We start from the raw sequence: 24,590 nt of genomic DNA, 5'->3' as shown, positions 1-24,590 counted from the left end.
ATCAGGTCTTTTTATGGAGTGACGCCATGAACAATCCTCGCCACAACATCCGTGAAGTCCGCAGCCCGCGTGGCACCGAAATCAGCGCCCGCTCCTGGCTGACGGAAGCGCCGTTGCGCATGCTGATGAACAATCTCGACCCCGACGTCGCCGAAAATCCCAACGAGCTGGTCGTCTATGGCGGCATCGGCCGGGCAGCGCGGACCTGGAACGATTTCGACCGCATCGTCGCCTCGTTGAGGACGCTGGCCGATGACGAGACGCTGCTGGTGCAGTCCGGCAAGCCGGTCGGCGTCTTCCGCACCCATCCGGATGCACCGCGCGTGCTGATCGCCAACTCCAACCTGGTGCCGCACTGGGCGACCTGGGAAAAATTCAACGAGCTCGATAAGAAGGGCCTGATGATGTACGGCCAGATGACGGCCGGCTCGTGGATCTACATCGGCACGCAAGGCATCGTGCAGGGTACCTACGAGACCTTTGTCGAGGCTGGCCGCCAGCATTATGGCGGCAATCTCAAGGGAAAATGGATACTGACCGGCGGGCTCGGCGGCATGGGCGGTGCCCAGCCGCTGGCCGCCGTCATGGCCGGCGCCTGCTGCCTGGCGATCGAATGCAACCCGGACTCGATCGATTTTCGCCTGCGCACCCGCTACGTCGACGAGAAGGCCGAAACGCTCGATGAGGCGATGGCGATGATCGAGCGCTGGACCAAGGCCGGCGAGGCGAAGTCGGTCGGCCTGCTTGGCAATACGGCCGAGATCGTCCCGGAAATGTTCAGGCGTGGCATTCGCCCCGATATGGTCACCGACCAGACCTCGGCGCATGATCCCATCAACGGCTATCTGCCGAAAGGCTGGACGATGGCTGAGTGGCGCGAGAAGCGCGTCAGCGACCCGAAGGCGGTCGAGAAGGCTGCGCGTGCCTCGATGCGTGAGCATGTCGAGGCGATGGTGGCGTTCTGGAACGCCGGCGTGCCGACGCTCGACTATGGCAACAACATCCGCCAGGTGGCCAAGGAGGAGGGCTTCGAGAACGCCTTCGCCTTCCCCGGTTTCGTGCCGGCCTATATCCGTCCGCTGTTTTGCCGCGGCATCGGGCCGTTCCGCTGGGCGGCCCTGTCGGGCGATCCGGAGGATATCTACAAGACCGACGCCAAGGTGCGCGAACTGACGCCCGGCAACACCCATCTGCACAACTGGTTGGACATGGCGCGCGAGCGCATTGCCTTCCAGGGGCTGCCGGCGCGCATCTGCTGGGTTGGCCTCGGCGATCGGCATCGGCTCGGCCTCGCCTTCAACGAGATGGTGGCCAAGGGTGAGCTGAAGGCGCCTGTCGTCATCGGCCGCGATCATCTCGATTCCGGCTCGGTCGCCTCGCCGAACCGCGAGACGGAATCGATGAAGGACGGCTCCGACGCGGTGTCCGACTGGCCGCTGCTCAACGCATTGCTCAACACAGCGTCTGGCGCCACCTGGGTGTCGCTGCACCATGGCGGCGGCGTTGGCATGGGCTTTTCGCAGCACGCCGGCATGGTCATCGTCGCCGACGGTACGAGGGACGCAGCAAGGCGCCTGGAGCGGGTGTTGTGGAACGACCCGGCGACCGGTGTCATGCGCCACGCCGATGCCGGCTACGAGATCGCCATCGAATGCGCCAAGGAGCACCAGCTCAACCTGCCCGGCATTCTCGGCTGATTGGCTGAGCCGATGCGCATCCTGCGGGCAGCCGAATACCGGTCGATGCCGTGGAAGAACGGCGGCGGCGTGACTACGGAAATCGCCGTCTCGCCCATTGGTGCCGGGCTCGACGATTTCGACTGGCGCGTCTCGATGGCGCGCGTCGAATTGAGCGGCCCGTTCTCGCAGTTTGCCGGGATCGATCGCACCCTTGCCGTGCTCGAAGGCGAGGGCATTGTCCTCGAGATTGCCGGCTACCCGCCGACATCCATAAACAGGGCGACCGCCCTGTTTTCCTTCCCGGCTGACGCGCCGACCGCAGCCGCGCTGATCGGCGGGCCGATCACCGATCTCAATGTCATGACCCGCCGAAGCCGGATGACGCATTCGGTCGAACGCCTGGTGATTTCGGCTCCCATGGAAATCCGGATTGAAGCCGGGACAACCCTCATCCTGTGCTTGAACGGCGAAGTCATCGTGCCCGCCGCCCAACCGGTTCGCCTCGGAGCGCTGGACACGTTGGTAGCCGGTCCGGACAGCGCCGGCCTGCTTGTCCAGCCCTCCCATGAGGCAACGCTGTTCGTGATCCGGATCGGCGTCATCTCCGGCAACGATTAACGCTTGTTTCCAAACATGATCGCGATGCCGGCGCATTATAGCGTAAACTGACGGCGGGCATCACGAAAAAGCCCGAATCCTCCCCGTCGATCGATCTCGACGGGAGGAGGGGTCCTCGTCGTTGTTTTTCGCTGAGAGATGACGCCCTGTCGTGGTGCGGAAACAAACTTTCGGCAAATGGGGTTTATGCAACCAATTGCATTTGAATCGGTTTTAGGGCCATTGCCGTGGCGGTGACGCCGCTGACTGCCCGCTTACGGAATTTTCAATGAATATTCAGACGAACCCTGCCCAAATCGAGAAGACAAGCGCGAGCTTCCCGGCCATCACCGAAGAGCCGATCCGCTCCAATTACCTGCCCGAAGAGCGCCTTCGGCTGCTCGGTGAAAGCCTGGCAAAAGGCGACCTCACCGATCTGTTCGGCCTGACGCCGTTCGATTTTCAGGCCCGTATCCGCGACAGTGCCAAGAAGATCCTGGAAGTCTACCGTTCGACCAATGCGGCGCAGGCCAGAGGCGAGACGATCACGCCGGCGGCACAATGGCTGCTCGACAACAATTATCTGGTCGAAGAGACCATTTTCCAGGTCAAGCGCGATCTGCCGCGCCGCTTCTATCGCCAGCTGCCGACCTTGAAACTGCCTGACGGCGGCAGCGTGCCGCGCGCGCTGGCACTGGCCTGGACCTATGTGGCGCATTCGGACAGTTCCATCTCGGCGACGATGTTCAAGTCCATCGTCCAGGGTTTTCAGTCGGTCGAGCCGCTGAAGATCGGCGAACTCTGGGCGCTGCCGTCGCTGTTGCGCTTCGTCCTGATCGAAAATCTCCGCCGGCTGGCGGTCAGGGTCAATCGCACCCGCCAGATGCGCCAGATCGCCAACGATGTGGCCGACAAGGTTCTGGCGACCGACGACAGCGCCGACCGGCAGGCGATCCTGTCCAACTTCGGCGCCCACGCGCAGGACACCACCTTTGCCACCCAGCTGCTCTACCGCTTGCGCGATGGATCGCAGAATGCCGGCAAGGCCCTGGAATGGCTGGAAGGCGAACTCGAAAAGACCGGCTCCGACGCCGAGGAAATCATCATTTCCGAACATCACACGCTGTCCAGCGGCAATGTGACGACGGGCAACATCATCCGCGGCCTGCGCCTCATCAACGACGTCGACTGGACCGTGTGGTTCGAAGGCGTCAGCCGCATCGATACCGTGCTGCGCGAGCGCACCGATTTCGCCGCGCTCGACTTCTTCTCGCGCGACCAGTACCGCACCGCGATCGAGGAACTGGCGCGACGCTCGGACCTTTCGGAATATCGTGTCGCCGAAAAGGCCATCGAGCTGGCCGGCCACGCCGCCGGCGAGACCATCTCGGGCGATGCTGAAGGCACTGCCGTCCCAACCGCGACCGCGCCCGCCCACACAGATGTCGGGTTCTTTCTCGTCGGCCCACGCCGGCTGGAGCTGGAGAAGGCAATCGGCTACCGGCCCACCATCAGCCAGACGATCAAGCGCGCCTTCCGCAAGACCGGATGGCTTGGCATCGTCGTACCGGTGTTTGCGCTGACGGCCCTGCTTCTCGTCCTCTCCGGCAACGCACTCGCCAATCTCGGCCTGTCGGTGCCGTCGATCGTTCTGATGCTGGCGCTGTTTGCCGTGCCGGCCAGCGAGGGCGCGCTCGCCTTCTTCAACACTGTCGTATCGCTGTTTTTGAAACCGACGCGCCTCGTCGGCTACGATTACAGGCACGGCGTACCGCCCGAGGCGCGCACGCTTGTGGTGGTGCCGTCGCTGATCGGCTCGCGCGACGATGTCGAGGAAAACATCCGCAATATCGAGGTCCATCATCTCGCCAACACGGCCGATGAAATCCATTTCGCGCTGCTGTCGGACTGGCCCGACAGCAAGACCGAGATCGACGCGGCGGATACCGAAATCCTCGAATTCGCCCGCGCCGAGATCGCCCGTCTCAACGCCCGCTATCCCTCCGAAGGCGCGCCGCGTTTCTACATCCTGCACCGGCGCCGGCTGTTCAATGCGGCTCAAGGGTCCTGGATGGGCTGGGAGCGCAAGCGCGGCAAGCTGCATGAACTCGACCTTCTGCTGCGCGGTGACAGTGACACCACGTTCCTGCCGCTCGACGTGCCGCTGCCGGAGAACGTCGTCCACGTGATGACGCTCGATGCCGACACGCGCACCACCCGCGACGCGGTCGCGACCCTGGTGGGCAAGCTTTGCCACCCGCTCAACCGCCCGCATTTCGACGCCAGCAAGCGCGTTGTCACCGCCGGCTATGCGATCTTGCAGCCGCGCATCACCGCGTCGCTGACCAGCGGCGACGATGCGTCGTTCTTCCAGCGGGTCTTCTCGGCCAATCGCGGCCTCGACCCCTATGTCTTTGCCGTGTCCGATCTCTATCAGGACGTCTTCGGCGACGGTTCCTTCACCGGCAAGGGCCTCTATCACGTCGACGCCTTCGAGGCGGCGCTGCAGGGCCGCATCGAGGAAAACACCATCCTCAGCCACGATCTGCTGGAAGGCGCGCTGGCGCGCTCGGCGCTGGTCACCGACGTCGAACTGGTCGAGGATTATCCGACGCGCTACTCGGTCGACGCCTCACGCCACCATCGCTGGGCGCGCGGCGACTGGCAGCTGCTCGGCTTCATGCTCGATCCGCGCTCCGGCGTGCCGGCTCTCTCGCGCTGGAAGATGATCGACAATCTGCGCCGCTCGCTGACGCCGATCTTCTGGGTGATGGCGGCGATCGCCGGCTGGACGCTGCTGCCCTTCACGCAAGCCGCGCAATGGCAGGCCCTGCTGATCCTCAGCCTGTTCATGGCGCCGACATTCGACATCGTCAACGCTATCCTGCCCAAGAGCGGCGACCAGACGCCGCGCGGCCATTTCTCGGCCCTGGCGCGCGACGTGGCCTTCGGCACCGCCATGGTGGCGCTGAAAATCGTGCTGATGGCGCATAACGCCTGGATGATGGGCGATGCCATCGTGCGCACGCTCTACCGGCTGTTCGTCAGCCGCCAGAACCTTTTGGAATGGCGCACCGCCTCGCAGGCGCACAAGGCGGGCGACAATGATGTCGGATCGTATTACGGCATGATGTATGGCGCCGTGATCATCGGCTTTGTCGGCCTTGCCATTCCGGTGCTGGCCGATTCGACCGGCGCCTTCGTTGCCTTCTTCTTCGCCCTGTTCTGGATTGGCTCGCCCGCCATCGCCAGCTGGATCAGCCGTTCGGCGGAAACCGAGGATCGCTTGCGCATATCGCAGGCCGATATCCATACTTTGCGCACGGTGGCGCGGCGCACATGGCACTATTTCGAAAGCTTCGTGACCGCAGAGCATCACCATCTGCCGCCCGACAATTTCCAGGAAAGCCCGGCGCCGGTCGTCGCACCTCGCACCTCGCCGACCAATATCGGCGTCTACCTGCTGTCCGTCGTCTCTGCCCGCGACTTCGGCTGGATCAGCCTGTCCGACGCCATCACTCGTATCGACGCCACCATGTCGACCATCGAGGGCATGCCACGCGACCGCGGCCACCTCTTCAACTGGTATGACACGACGACGCTGAAGCCGCTCTATCCGCTTTACATCTCGGCTGTCGACAGCGGCAATCTCGCCGGCCATCTGGTGGCGGTGGCGGCAGCTTGCGCCGAATGGGCCGAAGCGCCCTCCGTCCACCTCCAGGGCGATTTCGAAGGCATTCTCGACACCGTCACCATCGTCAGCGAAAGCCTTGACGAGTTGCCCGACGACCGCCGCCAGCTGCGCCCCCTGCGCCAGCGCCTCGCCGACCGTCTCGACGGTATGCGGCGCGCGGTCGACACCATCAAGGCGCAGCCGGAGATGGCGTCGATCCGCACCATCAACCTGGCCGTGCTGGCCGGCGAGATCCGCAAGCTTGCCACAGCCATCCACACCGAGGCGGCGTCGCCGCAGAGCGACGTTATCGTCGACTGGGCGGCAAGGTTGGAAGCCACCTGTGAGGCGCATGTGCATGACGCGCACAGCGACGACAATGCCGTCGAGGCGCTGCGCGCCAAGCTGCTCACCTTGCGCGAGCGCACGCGCCGCTTCGCCTTCGAGATGGATTTCTCCTTCCTGATGCGGCCGGAGCGCAAGCTGCTGTCGATCGGCTACCGGGTCGAGGAACATCAGCTCGATGAAAGCTGCTACGACCTTCTGGCTTCCGAGGCGCGGCTGACCAGCCTGTTCGCCATCGCCAAGGGCGATCTGCCGACCGAGCACTGGTTCCGGCTGGGCCGGCCGATCGTCGAGATCGGTTTCCAGGGCGCGCTGATGTCCTGGTCCGGCTCGATGTTCGAATATTTGATGCCGCCGCTGGTGATGAAGGAGCCGCAGGGCTCGATTCTCAACCAGACCAGCAAGCTGATCATCAAGCGCCAGATCCAGTATGGCCGCCAGAAGAACGTGCCGTGGGGCATTTCGGAAGCGGCCTACAACGCCCGCGACCGCGAACTGACCTACCAGTACACCAATTTCGGCGTTCCCGGCCTCGGGCTGAAGCGCGGCCTGGGCCAGAACACGGTGATCGCGCCTTACGCCACCATATTGGCCGCCCAGTTCAACCCGCGCGAAGCCGTGCAGAACCTCGCCCGATTGCGGGAGATCGGCGCGCTTGGCCGCCATGGTTACTATGACGCCGTCGACTTCACGCCGCAGCGCGTGCCGGAAGGCACCGATCATGTCGTCGTGCAGAACTACATGGCCCACCATTCGGGCATGTCGATCGCGGCGGTTGCCGACGCCATCTTCGAAGGCCGCATGCGCGACCGCTTCCACAGCGATCCGGTTATCGAATCGGCCGAACTCTTGCTGCAGGAGAGGGCACCGCGCGACATCCCGACCGCGACCGTCAGGACCGAGGCCGACGAACGCGCCAAGGACGAGACCGAAGTCGAAAGCCCCGACACCCGCATCGTGCTCAACCCGCTGCAGTCGCTGCGGTCGACCAGCGTCATGTCGAACGGCCGCTATTCGGTGATGGTCACCGCCACCGGCTCGGGCTACAGCCGCTGGGGTGATCTGTCCGTCACCCGCTGGCAGCCGGATCCGACAGAGGACCGGCTCGGCTCCTACATCTTCCTGCGTGACGCCGGCACCGGCGACTGGTGGTCGGCGACGGCTGAGCCGAAGCGTGCGCCCGAGGAAAAGGCGCAGACCCTGTTCTCCGATGACAAGGCGAGCTTCGTCAAATCGGTGGGCACGTTGCGCTCCGAGGTCGAATGCATCGTCATCTCGGAAGGCAACGGCGAGGGCCGTCGGGTCACGCTCTACAATGACGGTCCGTCCGACCGTCACATCGAAGTAACCTCCTTTGCCGAACTGGTGCTCGGCCTGGAAGCGTCCGACAACGCGCATCCGGCCTTCTCGAAGATGTTCGTGGAAACCGAAATCTCTGCGAATAACGCGGCGATCTTCGCCACGCGGCGCAAGCGCGAGACCAGCGAGCCCGATGTCGCCATGGTGCATTTCGTCACCGATCCGTCCGGGTCGGCGCGCGATGCCGAGGCCGAGACCGACAGGCGCGCCTTCATCGGCCGTGGCCGTACCATTGTCGACGCGGCTGCCTTCGATCCGGGCGCCAGGCTTGGCGGCCATTCAGGCTTCACGCTCGATCCCGTCGCCTCGCTGCGCCGCCAGGTGCGCGTACCGGCCAACAAGAAGATATCGCTGACCTTCTGGACCGTCGTCGGCGCCGGCCGCACCGAGCTGGACGAGGCCATTGCGCGCCTCGACCACCCAGAGAGCTTTGCCCGCCAGGCCATGCTCGCCTGGACGCGCAGCCAGGTGCAGACCCGCCATATGGGCCTCAGCCTGACCGATGCCGCCAATGTGCAGAAGCTGGCGCGCTATCTGATCTATCCGGATCCGTTCCTGCGTCTTCCCGCCGAATCCATCGCCACGGGGCTGGGCAAGCAGTCGAGCCTGTGGCCGACCAGCATTTCCGGCGATTTCCCGATCTTCCTGGTCAGGATCGGCGACGTCGCCGATCTCGAAATCGTCGCCCAGGCGCTGCGCTTCCAGGAATATATGCGCACCCGCGGCATGATGATCGACTTCGTCGTCGTCAACGAGCAGGCGTCCTCCTATGTCCAGGACCTGCAGCGGGCGGTCGAGACGCTGTGCGAAAACAGCCGTTTGCGTGGCAAGGAGCTCGGACCTCGCCAGCACATTTTCGCGGTGCGCCGCGACCTGATGGACGAGACGACCTACAAGACGCTGCTCGCCGTCGCCCGGGTCGTCCTGCACACGCGCAACGGCACCATCTTCGACCAGATCGAGCGGGCCGAGGCGGCGGCCCTGCAGGCGCGCGACGCCCTGCTGCCGGCAGCATTGCCGGTTCAGCGTGAACTACCATCGCTGACGCCCACGACGCATGCATCTGCCTCGCAGGCGGTGGCGAATGTCAGCGCCGATGGCAGCGGGCTCAGCCAGTGGAACGGGTTTGGCGGTTTCGATGGCGACGGGCGGCACTATGTCGTGCGCCTGGCTGGCCGGCGCACCACGCCGCAGCCGTGGATCAACGTCGTCTCCAACGCCTCGTTCGGCTTCCACACCTCCGCTGAGGGGGCTGCCTTTACTTGGAGCCGCAACAGCCGCGACTACCAGTTGACGCCATGGTCGAATGATCCGGTCTCGAACCGGCCGGGCGAGGGCCTCTACATCTACGATCAGGCCAGCGGCAAGGCGTTTTCGCCGCTCGCCGCCATGGTGCGTGATCCCTCGATGACCTACGAGGCCTGGCATGGCCAAGGTTTCTCGACCTTCCGCTCGAAGCGCGGGCCGTTGTCGATGGACCTCACCCATGTCGTCGACCCGGTCGACCCGGTGAAGATCTCGCGGCTGCGTATCCAGAATTCCGGCTCGGTGCCGGCGCGGCTGCGTGTCTATGCCTATGCCGAATGGGTGCTCGGCGGGCATCGGTCGCGCACGGCGGCAACCATCGTCCCGTCGCGGGACGCCGCCACTGGGGCGTTGCTGGCACAAAACCCCTACGGGCTCGATTTCAGCGAGCGGGTGGCCTTCCTTGCCGCTGACGGTGGCGTCCATTCGGTGACATCAGACCGCTCGGAGTTTTTGGGCCGGCATGGCTCCAGCGAGCTGCCGCAGGCGGTGCTGAGTGGTGCAGCACTTTCGGGCCGTGTCGAGGCCGGCGACGATCCGTGCGCGGCGATCGCCCGCGACATCGAGATACCGGCCGGCGGCGACGTGACCCTGCTCTGGCTGCTCGGCGACGCCGAGTCCGCCGAGGAGGCGAGCGCGCTGGTGCAGGAGCACCGGGTCAAGGATTTCGACCAGCGGCTGGCCGACAATGAGCGCGAATGGCGCGGCTTCCTCGACACCATCCAGGTCGAGACGCCGGACAAGGCGCTCGACGCCATGGTCAATCACTGGCTGCCCTACCAGAGCCTGGCCTGCCGCATCCGTGCCCGCTCCGCCTTCTATCAGGCCAGCGGTGCCTTCGGCTTCCGTGACCAGTTGCAGGACACGCTGGCGTTGCTGGCGCATGACCCGCGGCTGGCGCGCGACCAGATTCTCAACGCGGCGCGGCGGCAGTTCCCCGAAGGCGACGTGCAGCATTGGTGGCTGCCGCGCACCGGCGCCGGCGTGCGCACGCTGATCTCCGACGACGTGGTCTGGCTGGCCCACGCCACGGCGCGCTACCTGCTGGTCACCGGTGACGCCACCATCCTGAAGGAGCAATTGCCCTTCATCGACGGACAGCCGCTGGGCGAGGGCGAGCACGATGCCTTCTTCCCCCCGGAGGTTTCGAAGAAGACGGCGTCGCTCTACGACCATTGCGCGCGTGCGCTCGACCTGGCCATCAAACGCAGCAGCCCTGCGGGCCTGCCGCTAATCCTCGGCGGCGACTGGAACGACGGCATGAACCGCGTCGGCGAGCACGGCAAGGGCGAGAGCGTCTGGCTCGGCTGGTTCCTGCTGAAGACGCTGGGCGACTTCGCCCCCGTCGCCAAGACCGAGGGCGATGCCAAGCGTGCACAGGCCTGGGCAAAACATGCCGATGTTTTGAAGCGGGCGCTTGAGAGCACGGCATGGGACGGCGAATGGTACCGGCGCGGCAGCTTCGACGACGGCACCCCTCTGGGTTCCCGCACGTCCGAGGAGTGCAAGATCGACTCGATCGCCCAGTCCTGGAGCGTGCTTTCGGGAGAGGGCGATCCGGCACGCTCAACGACCGCGATGGAGCAGGCGACGAAGCTGCTCGTCGACGACAAGCTCAAGATCGTCAAGCTGTTCACGCCGCCCTTCTCCAAGACGGAGAAGGACCCGGGTTACATCAAGAGCTATCCGCCGGGTGTGCGCGAGAATGGTGGTCAATACACCCACGCCGCCACATGGTTTGTCATCGCGCTCGCCGAGATGGGGCAGGTCGACGAGGCCTATCGCTGTTTCTCGATGCTGAACCCGGTCAACCATGCGACCGACGAGGCCTCGGCCGAGCACTATCGTGTCGAACCGTATGTCGTGGCGGCCGATATCTATGCGGGGGACGACAATGCCGGCAACGGCAAGGGCGGCCGTGGCGGCTGGACCTGGTACACCGGCTCCGCCGGCTGGCTCTACAGAGCGGCGGTCGAAGGCATTCTCGGCATCGAACGGCGCGGCAAGCGTGTCCAGTTCAAGCCGAAGCTGCCGAGCCACTGGGATGGCTATTCGGCAAATCTCAAGATGCTGGGGGCGGAACTCAAGGTTCGTGTCATCCGCGACAATAAGGCCAAGGCCGTGTCGCTGGAGGTGAATGGGGCAAAGACCAAGGTGTCGGCGGTCGAACTGAAGGACGGCGAAGTTGCCGAAATCCTCATCAGGATCCCGGCCTGAGGCACTTCACCCAACAACATGCCGCTCGGGCTCAAGCCCGGGGAAGGAAGCGGTTTTCGGGCTCACGGCAGGATGAAGGGGCGGCATGCCGCCCCTTGCTGTCATCGGCCCGCCCGAAGGGCATGCGGCTGGAAAGCCCATAATATCAAAGGCTTGATACGCATCGCAGGGCCCGCACCAGGCGGCGAAGCTCGGCGTCCCGTATCCTTGGGCGCGCGCAAGGCCGCTTAGCTTTGCCCTATACTGTGCAAAAGGCGATTTCGGCCTTAGTCATCCGCCCGACATCGTTGCTGATTAAAATTGTGGCAGCACGTGCCAACTGCCATGATTTCGCCGCATGCCTGACATTTTACCTGTCTTCTCAAACCGTTAGGTGATCACGGCAGATTTCGGAACGTCGCCATCTTTTGTTCGCTCTGAGGGAACTGAAGAGGTACACGGCCATTGTTTTGCGACGTATCAACCGGTACGAGTCAAATGATGCAGTGCACAATAAACAGCGTGGCGGAGTAACTGGGGTGACCCTTCTGCAAATCTACTGGCGAGCTCTCGGTTATCTGGCCGCGGACAGGAAACGCGTCGCGTTGATCTGTTCGGCCAACGTGGCTCTCGCCATCGTAGCGCTTCTCGAGCCGATTATGTTCGGTCGCGTCATCGGCGCGATTTCCGAGCGCGGCTCTGTCTTCACCACGCTGGTCATGTGGGCCGGTCTCGGCGCCTTCAACATCGTTGCTTTCGTCATGGTGGCGCGCGGTGCTGACCGCTTTGCCCATGCGCGGCGCAGCGAAGTTCTGTGCCAGTCCTTCGAGCGCGTCATCACCATGCCGCTCGCCTGGCACCATCAGCACGGCACCTCCAATGCGTTGCACACGATGCTGCGCGCCGTCGAAACCCTGTTCAGCCTTTGGCTTGAATTCATGCGCCAGCATCTGTCCACGGCTGTCGCCCTCGTGCTGCTGGTCCCAACCGCGATCAGCATGGACCTGCGCATGTCGCTGGTGCTGCTTGGCCTCGGACTGCTCTATGTCGTCATCGGTCGGATGGTCATGCGCCGCACCAAGGCGGGCCAGGCCGCGGTCGAGCGCCACTACCACCAGGTGTTCGCGCATGTGACCGACTCGGTCAGCAACGTTGCCGTGCTGCAGAGCTACAACCGCCTCGGCCACGAGGCCGATACGCTGCGCCGCTACGTCAAGAACCTGCTCGACGCGCAGAACCCTGTGCTCGACTGGTGGGCGCTGGCCAATGCCTTGCACCGTCTGTCATCGGCAATCTCGATGCTGATCGTGTTGTCGATCGGCGCCTATCTCGTGACTCATGGTCAGTTGGGTATCGGCGACGTCATCGCCTTCACCGGCTTTGCCACGATGCTGATCGCTCGCCTCGACCAGATGTCGGCTTTCGCCAACCAGATTTCCGAGGCGCGCGCCAAGCTCGAGGATTTCTACCAGCTCGAGGACTCCGCGGCCGACGCCGCCGAGCCGGATGGGTTGCGCGATCTCGCGAATGTCACCGGCCATGTCCGTTTCGAGAATGTCGGCTTCGAATTCGCCAATTCGGGCCAGGGCATCGACGACGTGTCGTTCGAAGTTCAGGCCGGTCAGACCGTCGCCATCGTCGGACCGACCGGCGCCGGCAAGACCACGCTCATCAATCTGCTGCAGCGTGTCTTCTCGCCGTCCCATGGCCGTATCCTGATCGACGGCGTCGACACCCGCACCGTGACCCGCAAGTCGCTGCGTCATTCGATTGCCACCGTGTTCCAGGATGCGGGCCTGCTCAACCGTTCGATCGAGGACAACATCCGTGTCGGCCGTGCCGATGCGTCCAATGACGAGATCCATGCCGCCGCCGACGCGGCCGCGGCGCGGGACTTCATCCTGTCCAAGAGCAATGGCTACGACACGGTGGTGGGCGAACGTGGCGGTCAGCTGTCGGGTGGCGAGCGCCAGCGCATCGCCATTGCCCGCGCCGTGCTGAAGGATGCCCCGATCCTCGTGCTCGACGAGGCAACCAGCGCGCTCGACGTCGAGACCGAGGACCGGGTCAAGGAAGCGATCGACGAATTGCGGCGCGACCGCACCACCTTCATCATCGCCCACCGTCTGACCACCGTTCGCGACGCCGATCTGGTCGTGTTCATGGACAAGGGCAGGGTGGTCGAAATGGGCGGCTTCGCCGAACTGTCGCTGCGCAACGGCCGCTTCGCCAGCCTGCTGCGCGCCGGCGGCCTGCTCAACGACGAGGAGGTTCGCCGCCTCAGCCGCACCGTGCAGCAACAGCAGGAAGCGGCCGCCTGATCAGGGGCGTCTCTGCCTTCTCCCCTTGTGGGGTCCGAAGGACGGGGCGAGACCCGCGGCTCGCCCCAGGGCGGTGGCCGAGCGAAGCTCGGTCTGATGAGGGGTGTTCCAGAAAACACCAACGCCTCATTCCTTCCAGCACCCCTCATCCGTCTCGGCGCTGACGCGCCGATCCACCTTCTCCCACAAGGGGAGAAGGCAAAATTCTGCAGCCCTGCGACACCACCGCTCGATTGCCCCAAACGCACCGGCGGTCTATGTAGAGCAGCATGAGCGACACGACTTCACGCTTGGCCGGCTGGATGGATCTTGCCAACCCGACACGCTTCGTCGGGCTGGCCGACAGGCTCGTGCCGTGGCTGGCGTCCATCGCCGCACTCATCCTCGCCGTCGGGCTCTATATGAGTTTCGCCGCGCCTGAGGATTTCCAGCAAGGCATCACCGTCCGCATCATGTACATCCACGTGCCTTTCGCCTGGCTCGCCATGATGTGCTACACGCTGATGGCAGTCTCCGCGCTCGGCACGCTCGTCTGGCGGCATCCGCTGGCCGATGTCGCGCTGAAATCCGCGGCCCCCATCGGCGCCGTCTTCACCGCGCTGGCGCTGATCACCGGCTCTATCTGGGGCAAGCCGATGTGGGGCACCTGGTGGGTCTGGGACGCGCGGCTGACCTCCGTCTTCGTGCTGTTCCTGATGTATCTCGGCATCATCGCGCTGACCCGCGCGCTCGACGACGCAAGCCGCGCCGCCTGGGCCGCCGCCATCATCACGCTGGTCGGCTTCATCAACATCCCGATCATCAAATTCTCGGTCGACTGGTGGAACACGCTGCACCAGCCGGCCTCGGTGTTCCGCATGGGCGGCTCGACCATCGACCCCAGCCTGCTGTGGCCGCTGCTGGTGATGGCGCTCGGCTTCACCGTGCTGTTTTTTGCGCTGCACCTGATGGCGATGCGCACCGAAATCCACCGCCGCCGCGTCATCGCCATGCGCCGTGTCGCGGCACGGCAGGCGGAGCGGTCTCCACCTTCTCCCCTTGTGGGAAAAGGTGTCGCCGCAGGCGACGGATGAGGGGTGTTCCAGGGAACGCCACGTCTCACTCCGCTGGAACACCCCTCATCCGTCTCGGCGCTGCGCGCCGATCCACCTTCTCCCACAACAAGGGGAGAAGGGAAGGCGCTTCTTAGTTCATCCCATCCTTCCGCGCGCCGCCACGGGCAGCGTTTCCAGCACCTTGTCGCCGTCGATCAGATTGACCTCGTTGAACAGGTTGGTGACGACGCAGCAGTGGTCGGGCACGACGCGGACGCGTTCGCCGATGCGCAGCTGGCCATCGCCCGAAAGCGTGACGGTGCCGTGCTCCTCGCTCAAGCCCGTCACCCGCGCACCGGAAATGCCGAGCAGCTCGCCGAAATCGGCGAGCCCCAGCGTGTCGCTGGACAGCGCCTTGCTACCGGCATCGAGAATGGCACGCGTCGCTGTGGGGTGGCTGACCACCGTCGACAGCACCGTCAGCGCACAATCGTCGAGGCTGCCGACGCCTTTGGCGACCTGATAGCGGTCGAGATAGATGTAGGTGCCTGGACGATACTCGGTGACAACAGATGCCTCGCTCGAGCGCCACATGTCCGGCGTGCCGCCGCTGGAGATGCGTTCGCAGGCGAGGCCCGACGCGGCCAGCGCCCGCTTGGCCTCAGTGAGCCAGGCTTCGGCCTCGGCCGCGCGGCCGGCGGCCGGATAGGTCATCAGCCCGCCGAAGGCGAGGCCACCGGCCTTGTCGATCTGTCTTGCCAGCGCAACCGCTTCATCAGCCGTCTGCACGCCGCAGCGGCCCATGCCGGTGTCGCATTCGACCAGCACCGGCAGACGGTGGCCGGTATCGGTGAAGGCGTCGGCCAGCCCTTCGAGCGTCTCTCTGCTGTCGGCTGTAACCGACAGTGTCACACGGCGGTGCAGTGCCAGGAGCCGCTCCAGCTTGGCGCGGCCGAGGATGTTGTAGGGCAGAAAAATGTCGGTCAGCCCGGCGTCGGCCATCACCTCGGCCTCGCCGATCTTCTGGCAGGTGATGCCGACGGCGCCGGCCGCGACCTGCTTTTTTGCCCAATAGGGCAGTTTGTGCGTCTTGATATGTGGCCGCAGTTTCAGCCCGTTCTTGTCGGCATGGGCCTGGGCGCGGGCAATGTTGGCTTCGGCGCGCGCGGCGTCGATCAGGATCGATGGCGTATCGAGGTCATGGACGGTCGGCATCATCTGTCATCCCATAGAAAATCCGCAGGGGTTATGGCCTCGAAAGCGCGTAATGTCACGCGGCCAGCGGAGCGGATCTGTGGTCCATGCCGAGGCGTAAGGCGAGGCCGGCTGGCAAGATGGATCGACACCGGATCGGCGTTCGGCTATGCGATTTGCCAGACAAATCCATACGAAGGATCATGATCATGAAACGCTCCGCCATCAACGACATCATCCGCGAAGCCGACGCTTTCATCCGCTCTTTCGGCTACATCATGCCGCCCTTCGCCTATTGGTCGCCGGAAGAGGCGAAGGCGCGCCAAGTCGACTCGTCGGCGGTGTTTACCTCGCGGCTCGGTTGGGACATCACCGATTACGGCCAGGAGAAATTCAAGGAGCTCGGCCTGTTCCTGTTCACCGTTCGCAACGGCGTCTACGCGGACATGAAGAAGGGCATGGGCATGCTCTATGCCGAGAAGATCATGATCTCGCGCAAGGACCAGCTGTCGCCGATGCACCGCCACAACATCAAGGCCGAGGACATCATCAACCGTGGCGGCGGCAAGCTGGTGCTGGAACTGTTCATGCACGATCGCGACGGCGGCATCGATCCCAAGGCCGAAGTATCGGTGCCGGTCGACGGAACCATCCACAGGCTGCCGGCAGGCGGGCTGTTGAAGCTCGACCCGGGCCAGAGCGTGACGCTGCTGCCGGGCGTCTGGCATGCCTTCTGGGCCGAGGGCAAGGATGTGCTGATCGGCGAGGTGTCGACCGTCAATGACGATCTCACCGACAATGTCTTTCGCGAACCGATCGGCCGTTTCTCCAACATCGATGAGGACGTCGCCCCAGTGCACCTGCTGGTGTCCGACTATGAGAAGTGGCTGGGCTGAGGGCAACGCGGGCGCCCGGCCAGCTCAATGACAGCAGCTTGGCGCTGATTGCACGCTCGTCCTGCACAGGCAGGATGAGCTGATCGCCACGTCCGCCTTGGCCAGCGCCAGGGCAAGCTTTGCCTGCAGCGCCGGTTCTTCGCTCTCGCCGCGCCGTCTCAGGCATTCCACCAGCCCATGCAGCGCCCAGACATTGTTCGGATGCTGGGCGCAGCGCTGCACCTTGCCGCTCAGGCCGAGATCGTCGCGATAGACCTGCTCGGCCTCTGCAGAGTGGCCCTGGTCGAGAAGCAGTGCTGCCAGCGCATGGCGCGGCGGATGCATCCACGCCCACGGCTCGGTGTAGGACAGATCATCGTCAAGCTCGACCGCTTGCCGCAGATGGCCGTAGGCCTCGCCATGCCGGCCCTGGTGATAGGCAAGCTCGCCGTCGAGCAGGGCAGCCCCGACAGCCAGAGAAGCCCGCGTCGGGTTGCTGAGGAAGCGCCGCTCGGCTGGAATGCCTTCCAGATGCCTGTGGAACCGGTCGCGCTCGCGCTCGGCTTCAACGAATTGCCCCAGCGTCGCGTGCGCGACACCCTTGGCGTAGTGCTGCATGGCCGCGGTCAGCACATAGAGGCCCGGCTCCGCGGTCATCGGCTCGTCGATGATCTCCTGCCAGCGACCGAAGCGCACCTGCACATGCGATTTCATCGCGTGGTAGCCTTCCACCGTCTGGGTGAGCTTGGGCCGGTCCTGGATGGCGACCACGTCGCGCGCGACCAGGCTGCGCACTTTGTCGGCGGCCCACAGCGCTGGCCTGGACTGGCCTGACAACATGCACGTGAACATCATCAGATGCAGATCGTGGCAGCAGCCGAGCAGGTAGTAGGTCGGCTCGTCCGCATAGGCCAGATAGAGGTCGTTGGCGCGGACTGCCTTCTCACTGGCAAGCTTCGCCTTCTCGTATTCGCCGCACAGCACATAGATGTGTCCCGGCATATGGTTCATATGCCCGGCATCGGGGCACATTGCGCCCAGCAGATCCGCCGAGCGCATGCCGCGTTCCGGCATCGTGGACATTTCCAGCAGGTGGATATGCAGGTGGACGATCGCCGGATGCTGTGCAATGCCGGCCCCGTCGGCGCACCGGATCGACCGCTCGCAAACGTCCAGGGCATCGACGACATCGGAATTCGGCGCCGGCGCGCCGGTCTTGAGGTTCCAAAGCCGCCGCACCGTGCGCATCATCAGCGCCTCGACGAAAAGCGCCATCACATCGTGGTCGTCCGGAAAATCCTGGTACATAAGCCGCATCGCCGCGGCATAGGCGTCATCCCACTGCTCGAATTCCTGCGGCGTCACCCGGTGCGGTTTCTGGAAGCGGCAGGCCAGCGCCTCGATCAAGCGCCTTTCGATCTCGCTGGCGGAAGCCGCATTGGCCCGCGCCAGCTGGACGTGTTCGAAGCAGCGCTTGGTCGCGCTGTTGGCCTCGGCCTCGCCATGTTCCTTCCATGTCAGATTGTAGAAAGGCCCGGCGGCATAGGCGATGCCCCAATGCACCATCGGACAGTGAGGGTCCGTGTCCAGCGCCTTCTCAAAGCACTTGATGCCTTCCTCATGGTTGAAGCCGTAGCACCAGTTGAGGCCGATATCGAACCAGCGCTGGGTTTCCGCAGAGCGAGTGGAGATGGGGCGGCGATAGGTGCCGAGGTTGAAGCGGTCCATGGAGTCTCATTTCAATTCTGATCGCCAGCGAGCCAGGCTCTGGTTAGATTCCTTCGTCATCAGTGTGTGACGAAATCTCCAGGCATGGCAAAGGCAGCGCGTGCCGCCCTTAGCTGGTCCCTTGGGGCGGTGCTTCATTTTTGCCAGCCGGCTAGCTCTGGCAGGTCGTCTAGCCAACTTTTCTCTGTCATCAAGGCATCGCCGGCCAGCGGGGCAGCGTCGGTGGCGTTTTGAATGAGCCAGTCCATCCACTTCCGATAGGCAACCGGGTCCAACTGGGGCGGCAACACCTTGGCCTTGGCCAGCATGCGTTTGCGGAAACTGACTTGCCTGCGGAGTTTGGTCGTCGTGAATTTGATTGCCCTGCCTTGGTATTCGACCGTCCAGCGCTCGTCCCCATGGCTGGTGAGCCTGTCGATGGCGAAACCGACATCGACAGGCCTATCCCGCCAAGGAAGCTCGATCGCATTCTTCCTCAGATCGAGTGCCCATCGCCTGTAGTCGGTCCCTGCACGCTGGGGCGGCAGCACACCAGCCTGTTCGAGTATCTTCCTGCGGAAGGTGGGCTGCTTCTTAAGCTGGCCTGTGGTCAGCTCGATGCGATGCCCACGGAATTCGACGTGCCATCGGATCCTCCCATTGCCGAAATACTTCACCAGCCTGTCGATGACGAACTCGTCATCGGTAAGCACCACGCAGCCTTGGCTGATGCTTTCGAGAATGTACTGGCTATCGGTGAGCATTACGCGGCCTCGTGCAGGGATTCTGTCACGAAGCTTAACCAGTGGCACGCACCGGCGGCCACCAATTTTGCTCCGGGAATCTCGCCTGCCTCAATCAGCCCAAAGTGATGCGCGGGTTGCCATTGATATGCAAGGCGCTGGCACGCGCACCGCAGATGATACTGAGGGTGGGGAGAGCAAGGCGCCTTGGAAGGAGGGTAAGGTCATGGACGAGCGGCTGAAGTTCATCGCCCGGCTGCTGGACGGCGCGCAGCTCGTTACTTCTGGCGAAACGCGGAGTGGAACGACACAACCAGCGGGCCCAAAATGTAGTCGAGTGCGGTGCGTTCCTCGGTAACGATCATGACTGACGCTGGCATGCCCGGATAGAGCGCAATCTGTGGGGCTGCTGCCAATTCCACCGGATCGACCGCTACGTCGGCAAGATAGTAGGGAAACCCGGTTTTGCTGTCGGTAATGCGATCCGCCGAAATGCGGGTGACGCGTCCATGAATTATGGGTATCGAGCGCTGCTTGTATGATGTGAAACGAACTTCGGCCGCCATGTCGGGTCGCAGGTTCGATATGTCCTCGACGCGAATCTGCGCCTGGACGATCAGCGAATTCTCGGTCGGCACGATATCGAGGATGGTCTGGCCCGGCGAAACGATCGCGCCGATCGAGAAGACGCTGAGATCCATCACCTGGCCATCATAAGGCGCGCGAACTTCGGCCCGGTCCATGGCAGCCTGGGCGGCAAACATCTTGGGCACGAGGTCGGCAAGGCTCGACTGCGTATCGATCAGCATGGCCGACAGCTTGGCTCGGCGCTCATTGGTCAATTGTGCGATCTGGCTATCGAGTTCGGCTTTGCTCTGTTTGCTGCCGGCTATGGCGCCGAGGTTCTCGTCGATCAGGCCCTGCAGATCCGAGGCGGATCTTTCCAATTCCAGAATGCGCGGGCGGGTCGTCAATCCGGCCTTGAGCAGCTTTGACAGGCTGGCCTTCTCGTCGATCGTCGATTTCAGCTGGGCCTGGTAGGATTCGACCCGGGACTGCTTGCCCTGGATCTGCTCCTCAAGCTCGGCAATCCGCCGCTCGAGGATCTGCCTGGCGCCGGCCATCGAGGCGCGCTGGCTTTCCAGGTCGGCGATCTGGTTTGCCATCGCATCCCTAAGGTAGGCCTCGTGCTCCTTGAGGATGTCCTTCGGGAAGGTAACAGCCTCGTTGCCGTCCAGTTCGGCCCGGATCCTGGCATCGGTTGCGCGCAACAGCGCATATTGCTGGGCATAGAGATTGAATTCGGACCGGATCCTGGTGTCGTCCAGCTTCAGCATGATGTCGCCCTTCCTGACGATGTCGCCGTCCTTGACGCGGATCTCCTTCACCGTTCCGCCGTCGAAGTGCTGTACGCTCTTGCGATTGCCTTCGACCTTGACGACGGCGTCGGCGAGCACGGCGCCGTTCAGCGGGGCAAATGCCGCCCAGCCGCCGAAGATGCCGAAGAAGGCAACGATGATCAGCATGCCGACATAGGCCGGCATCCGGATCGAATCCGGGGCCAGGATACCGGTTTCGCCGGGCAGGCTGCGGTAGGTGAGGGCGCCGTCGCTCATCGATCTCTCCGGCCACAGCTCATTGGGTTGCCACCGCCATTGGAGCCGCGCGCTGGTTGAGCAGCGCCACGATCTCGTTTCTCATGCCGAAGGCCTCGACGGCGCCATCGCGCAACAGAAGGATCTTGTCGACATTCGCCAGGGTCGAGGGCCGGTGCGAGACGATGATCACCGTGCTGCCGCGGCGCTTCAGCTCGATCGTGCAGTCGCTCAGCGCGCGGTCGCCATCGGCGTCGAGATTGGAGCTCGGCTCATCGAGAATGATCAGGTTCGGCGTTCCGAACACCGCCCGGGCAAGGGCGATCCGTTGCCGATATCCTCCCGACAGCACTGCGCCGCCTTCGCCGATCTGGGTCTCATAGCCCTGCGGCAGGCGGATGATCATCTCATGCACGCCGGCGAGCCGCGCGGCCTCAATCACCTCCTGGTCGACATTGGTCTTGAAGCGCCCGATGTTGGCGGCGACCGTATCGGAGAAGAGTTCGATATCCTGCGGCAGGTAGCCGATGTGGTCGCCGAGCGCGTCGTGCCCCCATTGCGACAGGTCGGCCCCGTCCAGCCTGACGGTGCCGCGGCTGGGTTGCATGACGCCCGCGAGATGACGCGCCAGCGTCGACTTGCCGGCGCCGGAAGGGCCGACGATTCCCAGCGCTTCGCCTGCTTCCAGCCGGAACGATACGTCCCGGAGAAGCACTTTTTGCTGGCTGGCAATTGCAAAGCTGACCTGCTCGACCGAAATCTTGCCGGTGGGCTTCGGCAGGTTGAACGATCTTTCGTTCCGCGCGCCCCCGTCGACCAGCTTCTCGACCCTTGCCAACGCCGCCCGCGCCAGGATCAGGCTGCGCCAAAGGCCGACGATCTGCTCGACCGGCTGTAGCCCCCGGCCCAGCAAGAGGCTCGCCGCGAACATGGTGCCGCCGGTGATCTGCCGCTCGATCACCAGATAGGCGCCGAGGCCGAGGATCAGCGACTGCATGGTGAGCCGCAGGAAACGGATCAGGCCCGACATCAGTGCGGCGCGATCGCTTGCCTCCGCCTGGCGCCGCAGCGCCAGGTTGCGGTCGCGCCCCCAGCGGCGGATGAGACCGTCGATCATCCCCATGGCGCGAACGACTTCCGAGTTTCTGAGGCTCATCTCGGTAAAGTTATAGTTGGTCGTCGCCAGGTCGTTGGCCTGCTTCAGGGGCGAACGCACGAGATACTCGTTGAGCACGGCCATGGCGATCAGGAGCAGCGAGCAGCCCAGTGCGAAGAAGCCGAGCCACGGATGCAGCAGGAAAATGATGCCGATGTAGATGGGCGACCACGGCAGATCGAACAGGGCATGGATGCCACTGCCGGTGATCACCTGCCTGAACGTATCGAAATCGCGGATCGGCTGGCTTTGCGAGGAGCCCGGCGATGGGGTCTCGACCGACGCGGCGAGGACTTTTGCCGAGAGCAACCGGTCGAGCCGCGCGCTGGCACGCGTCAGGATGGAGGCGCGCACCAGGTCGAGGCCGGCCAACGAAAGGAAAGCCGCCAGCAACACCAGGGTCAGCATCACCAGCGTGGTTTCGCTGCCGCTGGTGACGACCCTGTCGTAGATCTGCAGCATGTACAATGGGGACGCAAGGTAGAGCAGATTGATCGCCAGGCTGAATGCCGCCGCAACCACGAAATAGCGGCGGCATGCCCGAAGCGCATCCTTCACAATTCGAGATTTGCTATCCACTTCCAGAACCCCACTCGATACTCGTCAGGTCGATGAGCCGCCGCAGACCGTGGCACCTTCCGTTCACACCACGAAGTCGCTTGAAATTCCTCCATTGCCGACGCCTGTCAGCGTGAATTCCGCCGGATTGTACGAAACGGCGGTATGACCTTGGCCGTCATCGGCAAGCTTGAAGCCGTTCGCATCATAGGAGCCGACCAGATGCAGCGCGGTGCCGTGGGTGCCGTCCGAAATGGTCAGCGTTCCGCCGCTGCCATCCTGGTTTGCCTGATAGACGGCCGTCGTTCCCGCACCGAACAGGATATCCTCGAGCTCCAGCCTGTCGTCATTGGTGATGCCGCCGATCCGCCCGCTGAAATCGAAGGAATCGTCGAGCTGCAGCGTGCCGGCCGCATCGTGTGCGAAGGTGACATCCGTCGACGAGGCGCCGCCGAATTCCAGCTTCGACAGATTGCCGATCGTGGCATCGCCGTCGCCGGTAACCTGGCCGTGGATGACGATGTCGCCGCCATTGGCCAACAGGATGCCGGAATTCGCCAGCCCGCCGGTGATCGTCAGGCCACCTGAACCGGTCGCCTCCAATGTTCCGGAATTGGTGACGACGCTGCCCCCTGTGTCGATGACGAGCGCATTCGCGCCGGAGGCGATAATGGTGCCCTGGTTATCGAGGCTCAGCATCCCGCTGCCCAACTGGCCGGCGCCCGATATCGTGTTGTCGACATTGACCAGAGTGACGTCCGGTCCCGTGCCGGAGATGACGTTGGCGGCGCTGTCGGACAGCAGGATCTGCCCGCCACCCTGCAAGGTCACGCCATGCTGGATGATTTGCAGCAGCGTATCGCCGCCGGTCGAGTCCAGCGAGATAAGGCCGCTGTTGTTGATCGTGCCGCTCAGCGGTAGCAAGGCGCCGTCGCCGATCGTCATGGTGCCTGCATTGTTGACCACCGGCGTCTGGTCGAAGACGAAATTGCCGGCCGTCAGTGCGTTCGAGTGCACGCCATCAAGGGTGATCGACTGCCCGTCGCCAAGCGCGATCACCGCGTTGCCGTGGGTATCGTCGGCGATATGCGTTTGGAGATCGGAGAAGCTTGCCAATCCATTGTAGCCGATAAGGTCGATCTGGTCAGCCGCGGCGTCGAAATTATGCACCGTGTCGAAGCCGATCGGCTGCGAGAAGACAAAGAGATCGTTGCCGCTCGACCCGGTCAGCACATCGTCGCCAGACCAGGCAAAGATCGGCGAACCCTGGGTATAGGCCTCGACATTGTCGGCAACCGACATGCTTCCCGTCGTGCCGTCCGCGTTGATCCAGGTCATCGAGACATCAAGCACTGCTGCACCGGTGAATTCTGACGGCGTGGTGACCGTCAGGGCTTGCAGGTCGTTGGTCTGTGTCGTCCAGGTTCCGTCGGCGTTGTGCGTCGCGCCGTCGATGGTCCAGCCCGAAGGCACGTCCTTCACCGTGACCGTGATGAGCGCGCCCTCATGCGAGGGGTCGGTCAAGGCGAGATTGATGGGCTCGCCGGAGGTACCGGCGGGCGCTGCATGCGTTATAGAGAACGTGTTCCCGGATGGATCCGTAGCAGTTACGGTCAACGTGTGGTTTTGGAGCTGAGCCCCATTTGCGATATCTGTAAAGGTCCAAGTGGTACCGTTCTTGATTATCGAAGCCCAGGCGAGCGGTGTTCCGGCATCGGTAATGGTAAAGCTGGAGACCGCGTCGGAAACGCCTGTCACCACAATCCTTTTGCTCGATCCGCCGGATGTCTCGTAAGTCCATGCCGTAAATGTCGGATTCTCCCGGTCGATCGCAACGGTGTCGGAGCCAGCACTACCAGTGTTGCCGGCTGCGTCGGTGTAGCTGCCGGCCGTCACTGACACTGACCCGGTCGCGGAAATCCCGTCGGTCGCCGTGAAGGTAGCGTGGTAAGTGGTCGCGGTGTCCTGCGTGATCGGACCCAGTGTCCCACCCGCCATCGTCAGATCGCTGGCGTCAAAGCCGACCGGTGCCTCACTGAAGGTGAAAGTCACATTCGAGCTGGGGGTGCCGTCGCTGAGCGAAGCCGCCACGATGTTGACCCCGACGGTCGGGTTGAGCCTGTCGATCGCAACGGTGTCGGAGCCAGCACTACCAGTGTTGCCGGCTGCGTCGGTGTAGCTGCCGGCCGCCACTGACACTGACCCGGTCGCGGAAACCCCGTCGGTCGCCGTGAAGGTAGCGTGGCTGTTTGT

11 protein-coding genes and 1 pseudogene are annotated in these 24,590 nt (G+C 63.8%); 6 read left to right on the top strand and 6 right to left on the bottom strand.

Annotated features, from left to right (window positions below; translation table 11 throughout):
• Window positions 1-26 precede the first annotated feature (26 nt).
• The 5 genes from hutU (at window position 27) to FCU66_RS35830 (ending at window position 14,548) form a co-directional block, all read left to right on the top strand.
• Complete coding sequence (gene hutU, locus FCU66_RS35850) at window positions 27-1,697, top strand: urocanate hydratase (protein WP_136622757.1); 1,671 nt, start codon at window positions 27-29, stop codon at window positions 1,695-1,697.
• Between the two features lie 12 nt (window positions 1,698-1,709).
• Window positions 1,710-2,297, top strand: a complete 588-nt coding sequence (locus tag FCU66_RS35845) for a HutD/Ves family protein (RefSeq protein ID WP_136622758.1) — start codon at window positions 1,710-1,712, stop codon at window positions 2,295-2,297.
• A gap of 268 nt (window positions 2,298-2,565) precedes the next feature.
• The gene (locus FCU66_RS35840) at window positions 2,566-11,175 is read left to right on the top strand and encodes a glycoside hydrolase family 94 protein (protein WP_136622759.1); all 8,610 of its coding nucleotides are present in this window, start codon (window positions 2,566-2,568) and stop codon (window positions 11,173-11,175) included.
• A gap of 518 nt (window positions 11,176-11,693) precedes the next feature.
• Entirely contained in the window at window positions 11,694-13,475 is a 1,782-nt protein-coding gene (locus FCU66_RS35835) for a glucan ABC transporter ATP-binding protein/ permease (protein WP_136622736.1), read from the top strand.
• A 269-nt stretch (window positions 13,476-13,744) separates the two neighbouring features.
• On the top strand, window positions 13,745-14,548 hold the full coding sequence (locus FCU66_RS35830) for a heme ABC transporter permease (protein ID WP_136622735.1): 804 nt from the start codon (window positions 13,745-13,747) through the stop codon (window positions 14,546-14,548).
• A gap of 117 nt (window positions 14,549-14,665) precedes the next feature.
• Here the strand turns inward: FCU66_RS35830 and FCU66_RS35825 are convergent, their stop codons facing one another.
• A complete protein-coding gene (locus tag FCU66_RS35825; protein WP_168992229.1) occupies window positions 14,666-15,724 on the bottom strand; it encodes a D-TA family PLP-dependent enzyme in 1,059 nt (352 codons plus the stop codon).
• Window positions 15,725-15,912: 188 nt separating this feature from the next.
• Here FCU66_RS35825 and FCU66_RS35820 point away from each other — a divergent pair, with 188 nt between their 5' ends.
• Window positions 15,913-16,599, top strand: coding sequence for a D-lyxose/D-mannose family sugar isomerase (locus tag FCU66_RS35820; protein WP_136622733.1), 687 nt, complete (start codon window positions 15,913-15,915; stop codon window positions 16,597-16,599).
• Between the two features lie 24 nt (window positions 16,600-16,623).
• Here the strand turns inward: FCU66_RS35820 and FCU66_RS35815 are convergent, their stop codons facing one another.
• The 5 genes and pseudogenes from FCU66_RS35815 to FCU66_RS35795 all read right to left on the bottom strand — a co-directional run.
• Window positions 16,624-18,306 (bottom strand): hypothetical protein, encoded by a 1,683-nt coding sequence (locus tag FCU66_RS35815; RefSeq protein ID WP_136622732.1) that lies wholly within the window; start codon window positions 18,304-18,306, stop codon window positions 16,624-16,626.
• Window positions 18,307-18,415: 109 nt separating this feature from the next.
• A pseudogene (locus tag FCU66_RS35810) lies at window positions 18,416-19,049 on the bottom strand (hypothetical protein).
• 257 nt (window positions 19,050-19,306) lie between these two features.
• Window positions 19,307-20,644: an HlyD family type I secretion periplasmic adaptor subunit gene (locus tag FCU66_RS35805; RefSeq protein ID WP_136622730.1), complete on the bottom strand. Its 1,338-nt coding sequence runs from the start codon at window positions 20,642-20,644 to the stop codon at window positions 19,307-19,309.
• A 19-nt stretch (window positions 20,645-20,663) separates the two neighbouring features.
• On the bottom strand, window positions 20,664-22,358 hold the full coding sequence (locus tag FCU66_RS35800) for a type I secretion system permease/ATPase (RefSeq protein ID WP_136622729.1): 1,695 nt from the start codon (window positions 22,356-22,358) through the stop codon (window positions 20,664-20,666).
• Between the two features lie 63 nt (window positions 22,359-22,421).
• On the bottom strand, window positions 22,422-24,590 hold a 2,169-nt coding region (locus FCU66_RS35795), incomplete at its 5' end, for an Ig-like domain-containing protein (protein WP_246094172.1).

The sequence above is a fragment of the Mesorhizobium norvegicum genome, from assembly GCF_004919685.1.
In the GTDB taxonomy this organism is placed as follows: domain Bacteria; phylum Pseudomonadota; class Alphaproteobacteria; order Rhizobiales; family Rhizobiaceae; genus Mesorhizobium; species Mesorhizobium norvegicum.
This window is presented reverse-complemented; position numbering and strand designations above follow the sequence as displayed.

Excerpts from the sequence above, each read along its gene's own strand:
- hutU (WP_136622757.1), top strand. The coding sequence starts at position 27 with ATGAACAATCCTCGCCACAACATCCGTGAAGTCCGCAGCCCGCGTGGC.
- FCU66_RS35845 (WP_136622758.1), top strand. The coding sequence starts at position 1,710 with ATGCGCATCCTGCGGGCAGCCGAATACCGGTCGATGCCGTGGAAGAAC.
- FCU66_RS35840 (WP_136622759.1), top strand. The coding sequence starts at position 2,566 with ATGAATATTCAGACGAACCCTGCCCAAATCGAGAAGACAAGCGCGAGC.
- FCU66_RS35830 (WP_136622735.1), top strand. The coding sequence starts at position 13,745 with ATGAGCGACACGACTTCACGCTTGGCCGGCTGGATGGATCTTGCCAAC.
- FCU66_RS35825 (WP_168992229.1), bottom strand. The coding sequence starts at position 15,724 with ATGCCGACCGTCCATGACCTCGATACGCCATCGATCCTGATCGACGCC.
- FCU66_RS35820 (WP_136622733.1), top strand. The coding sequence starts at position 15,913 with ATGAAACGCTCCGCCATCAACGACATCATCCGCGAAGCCGACGCTTTC.
- FCU66_RS35815 (WP_136622732.1), bottom strand. The coding sequence starts at position 18,306 with ATGGACCGCTTCAACCTCGGCACCTATCGCCGCCCCATCTCCACTCGC.
- FCU66_RS35805 (WP_136622730.1), bottom strand. The coding sequence starts at position 20,644 with ATGAGCGACGGCGCCCTCACCTACCGCAGCCTGCCCGGCGAAACCGGT.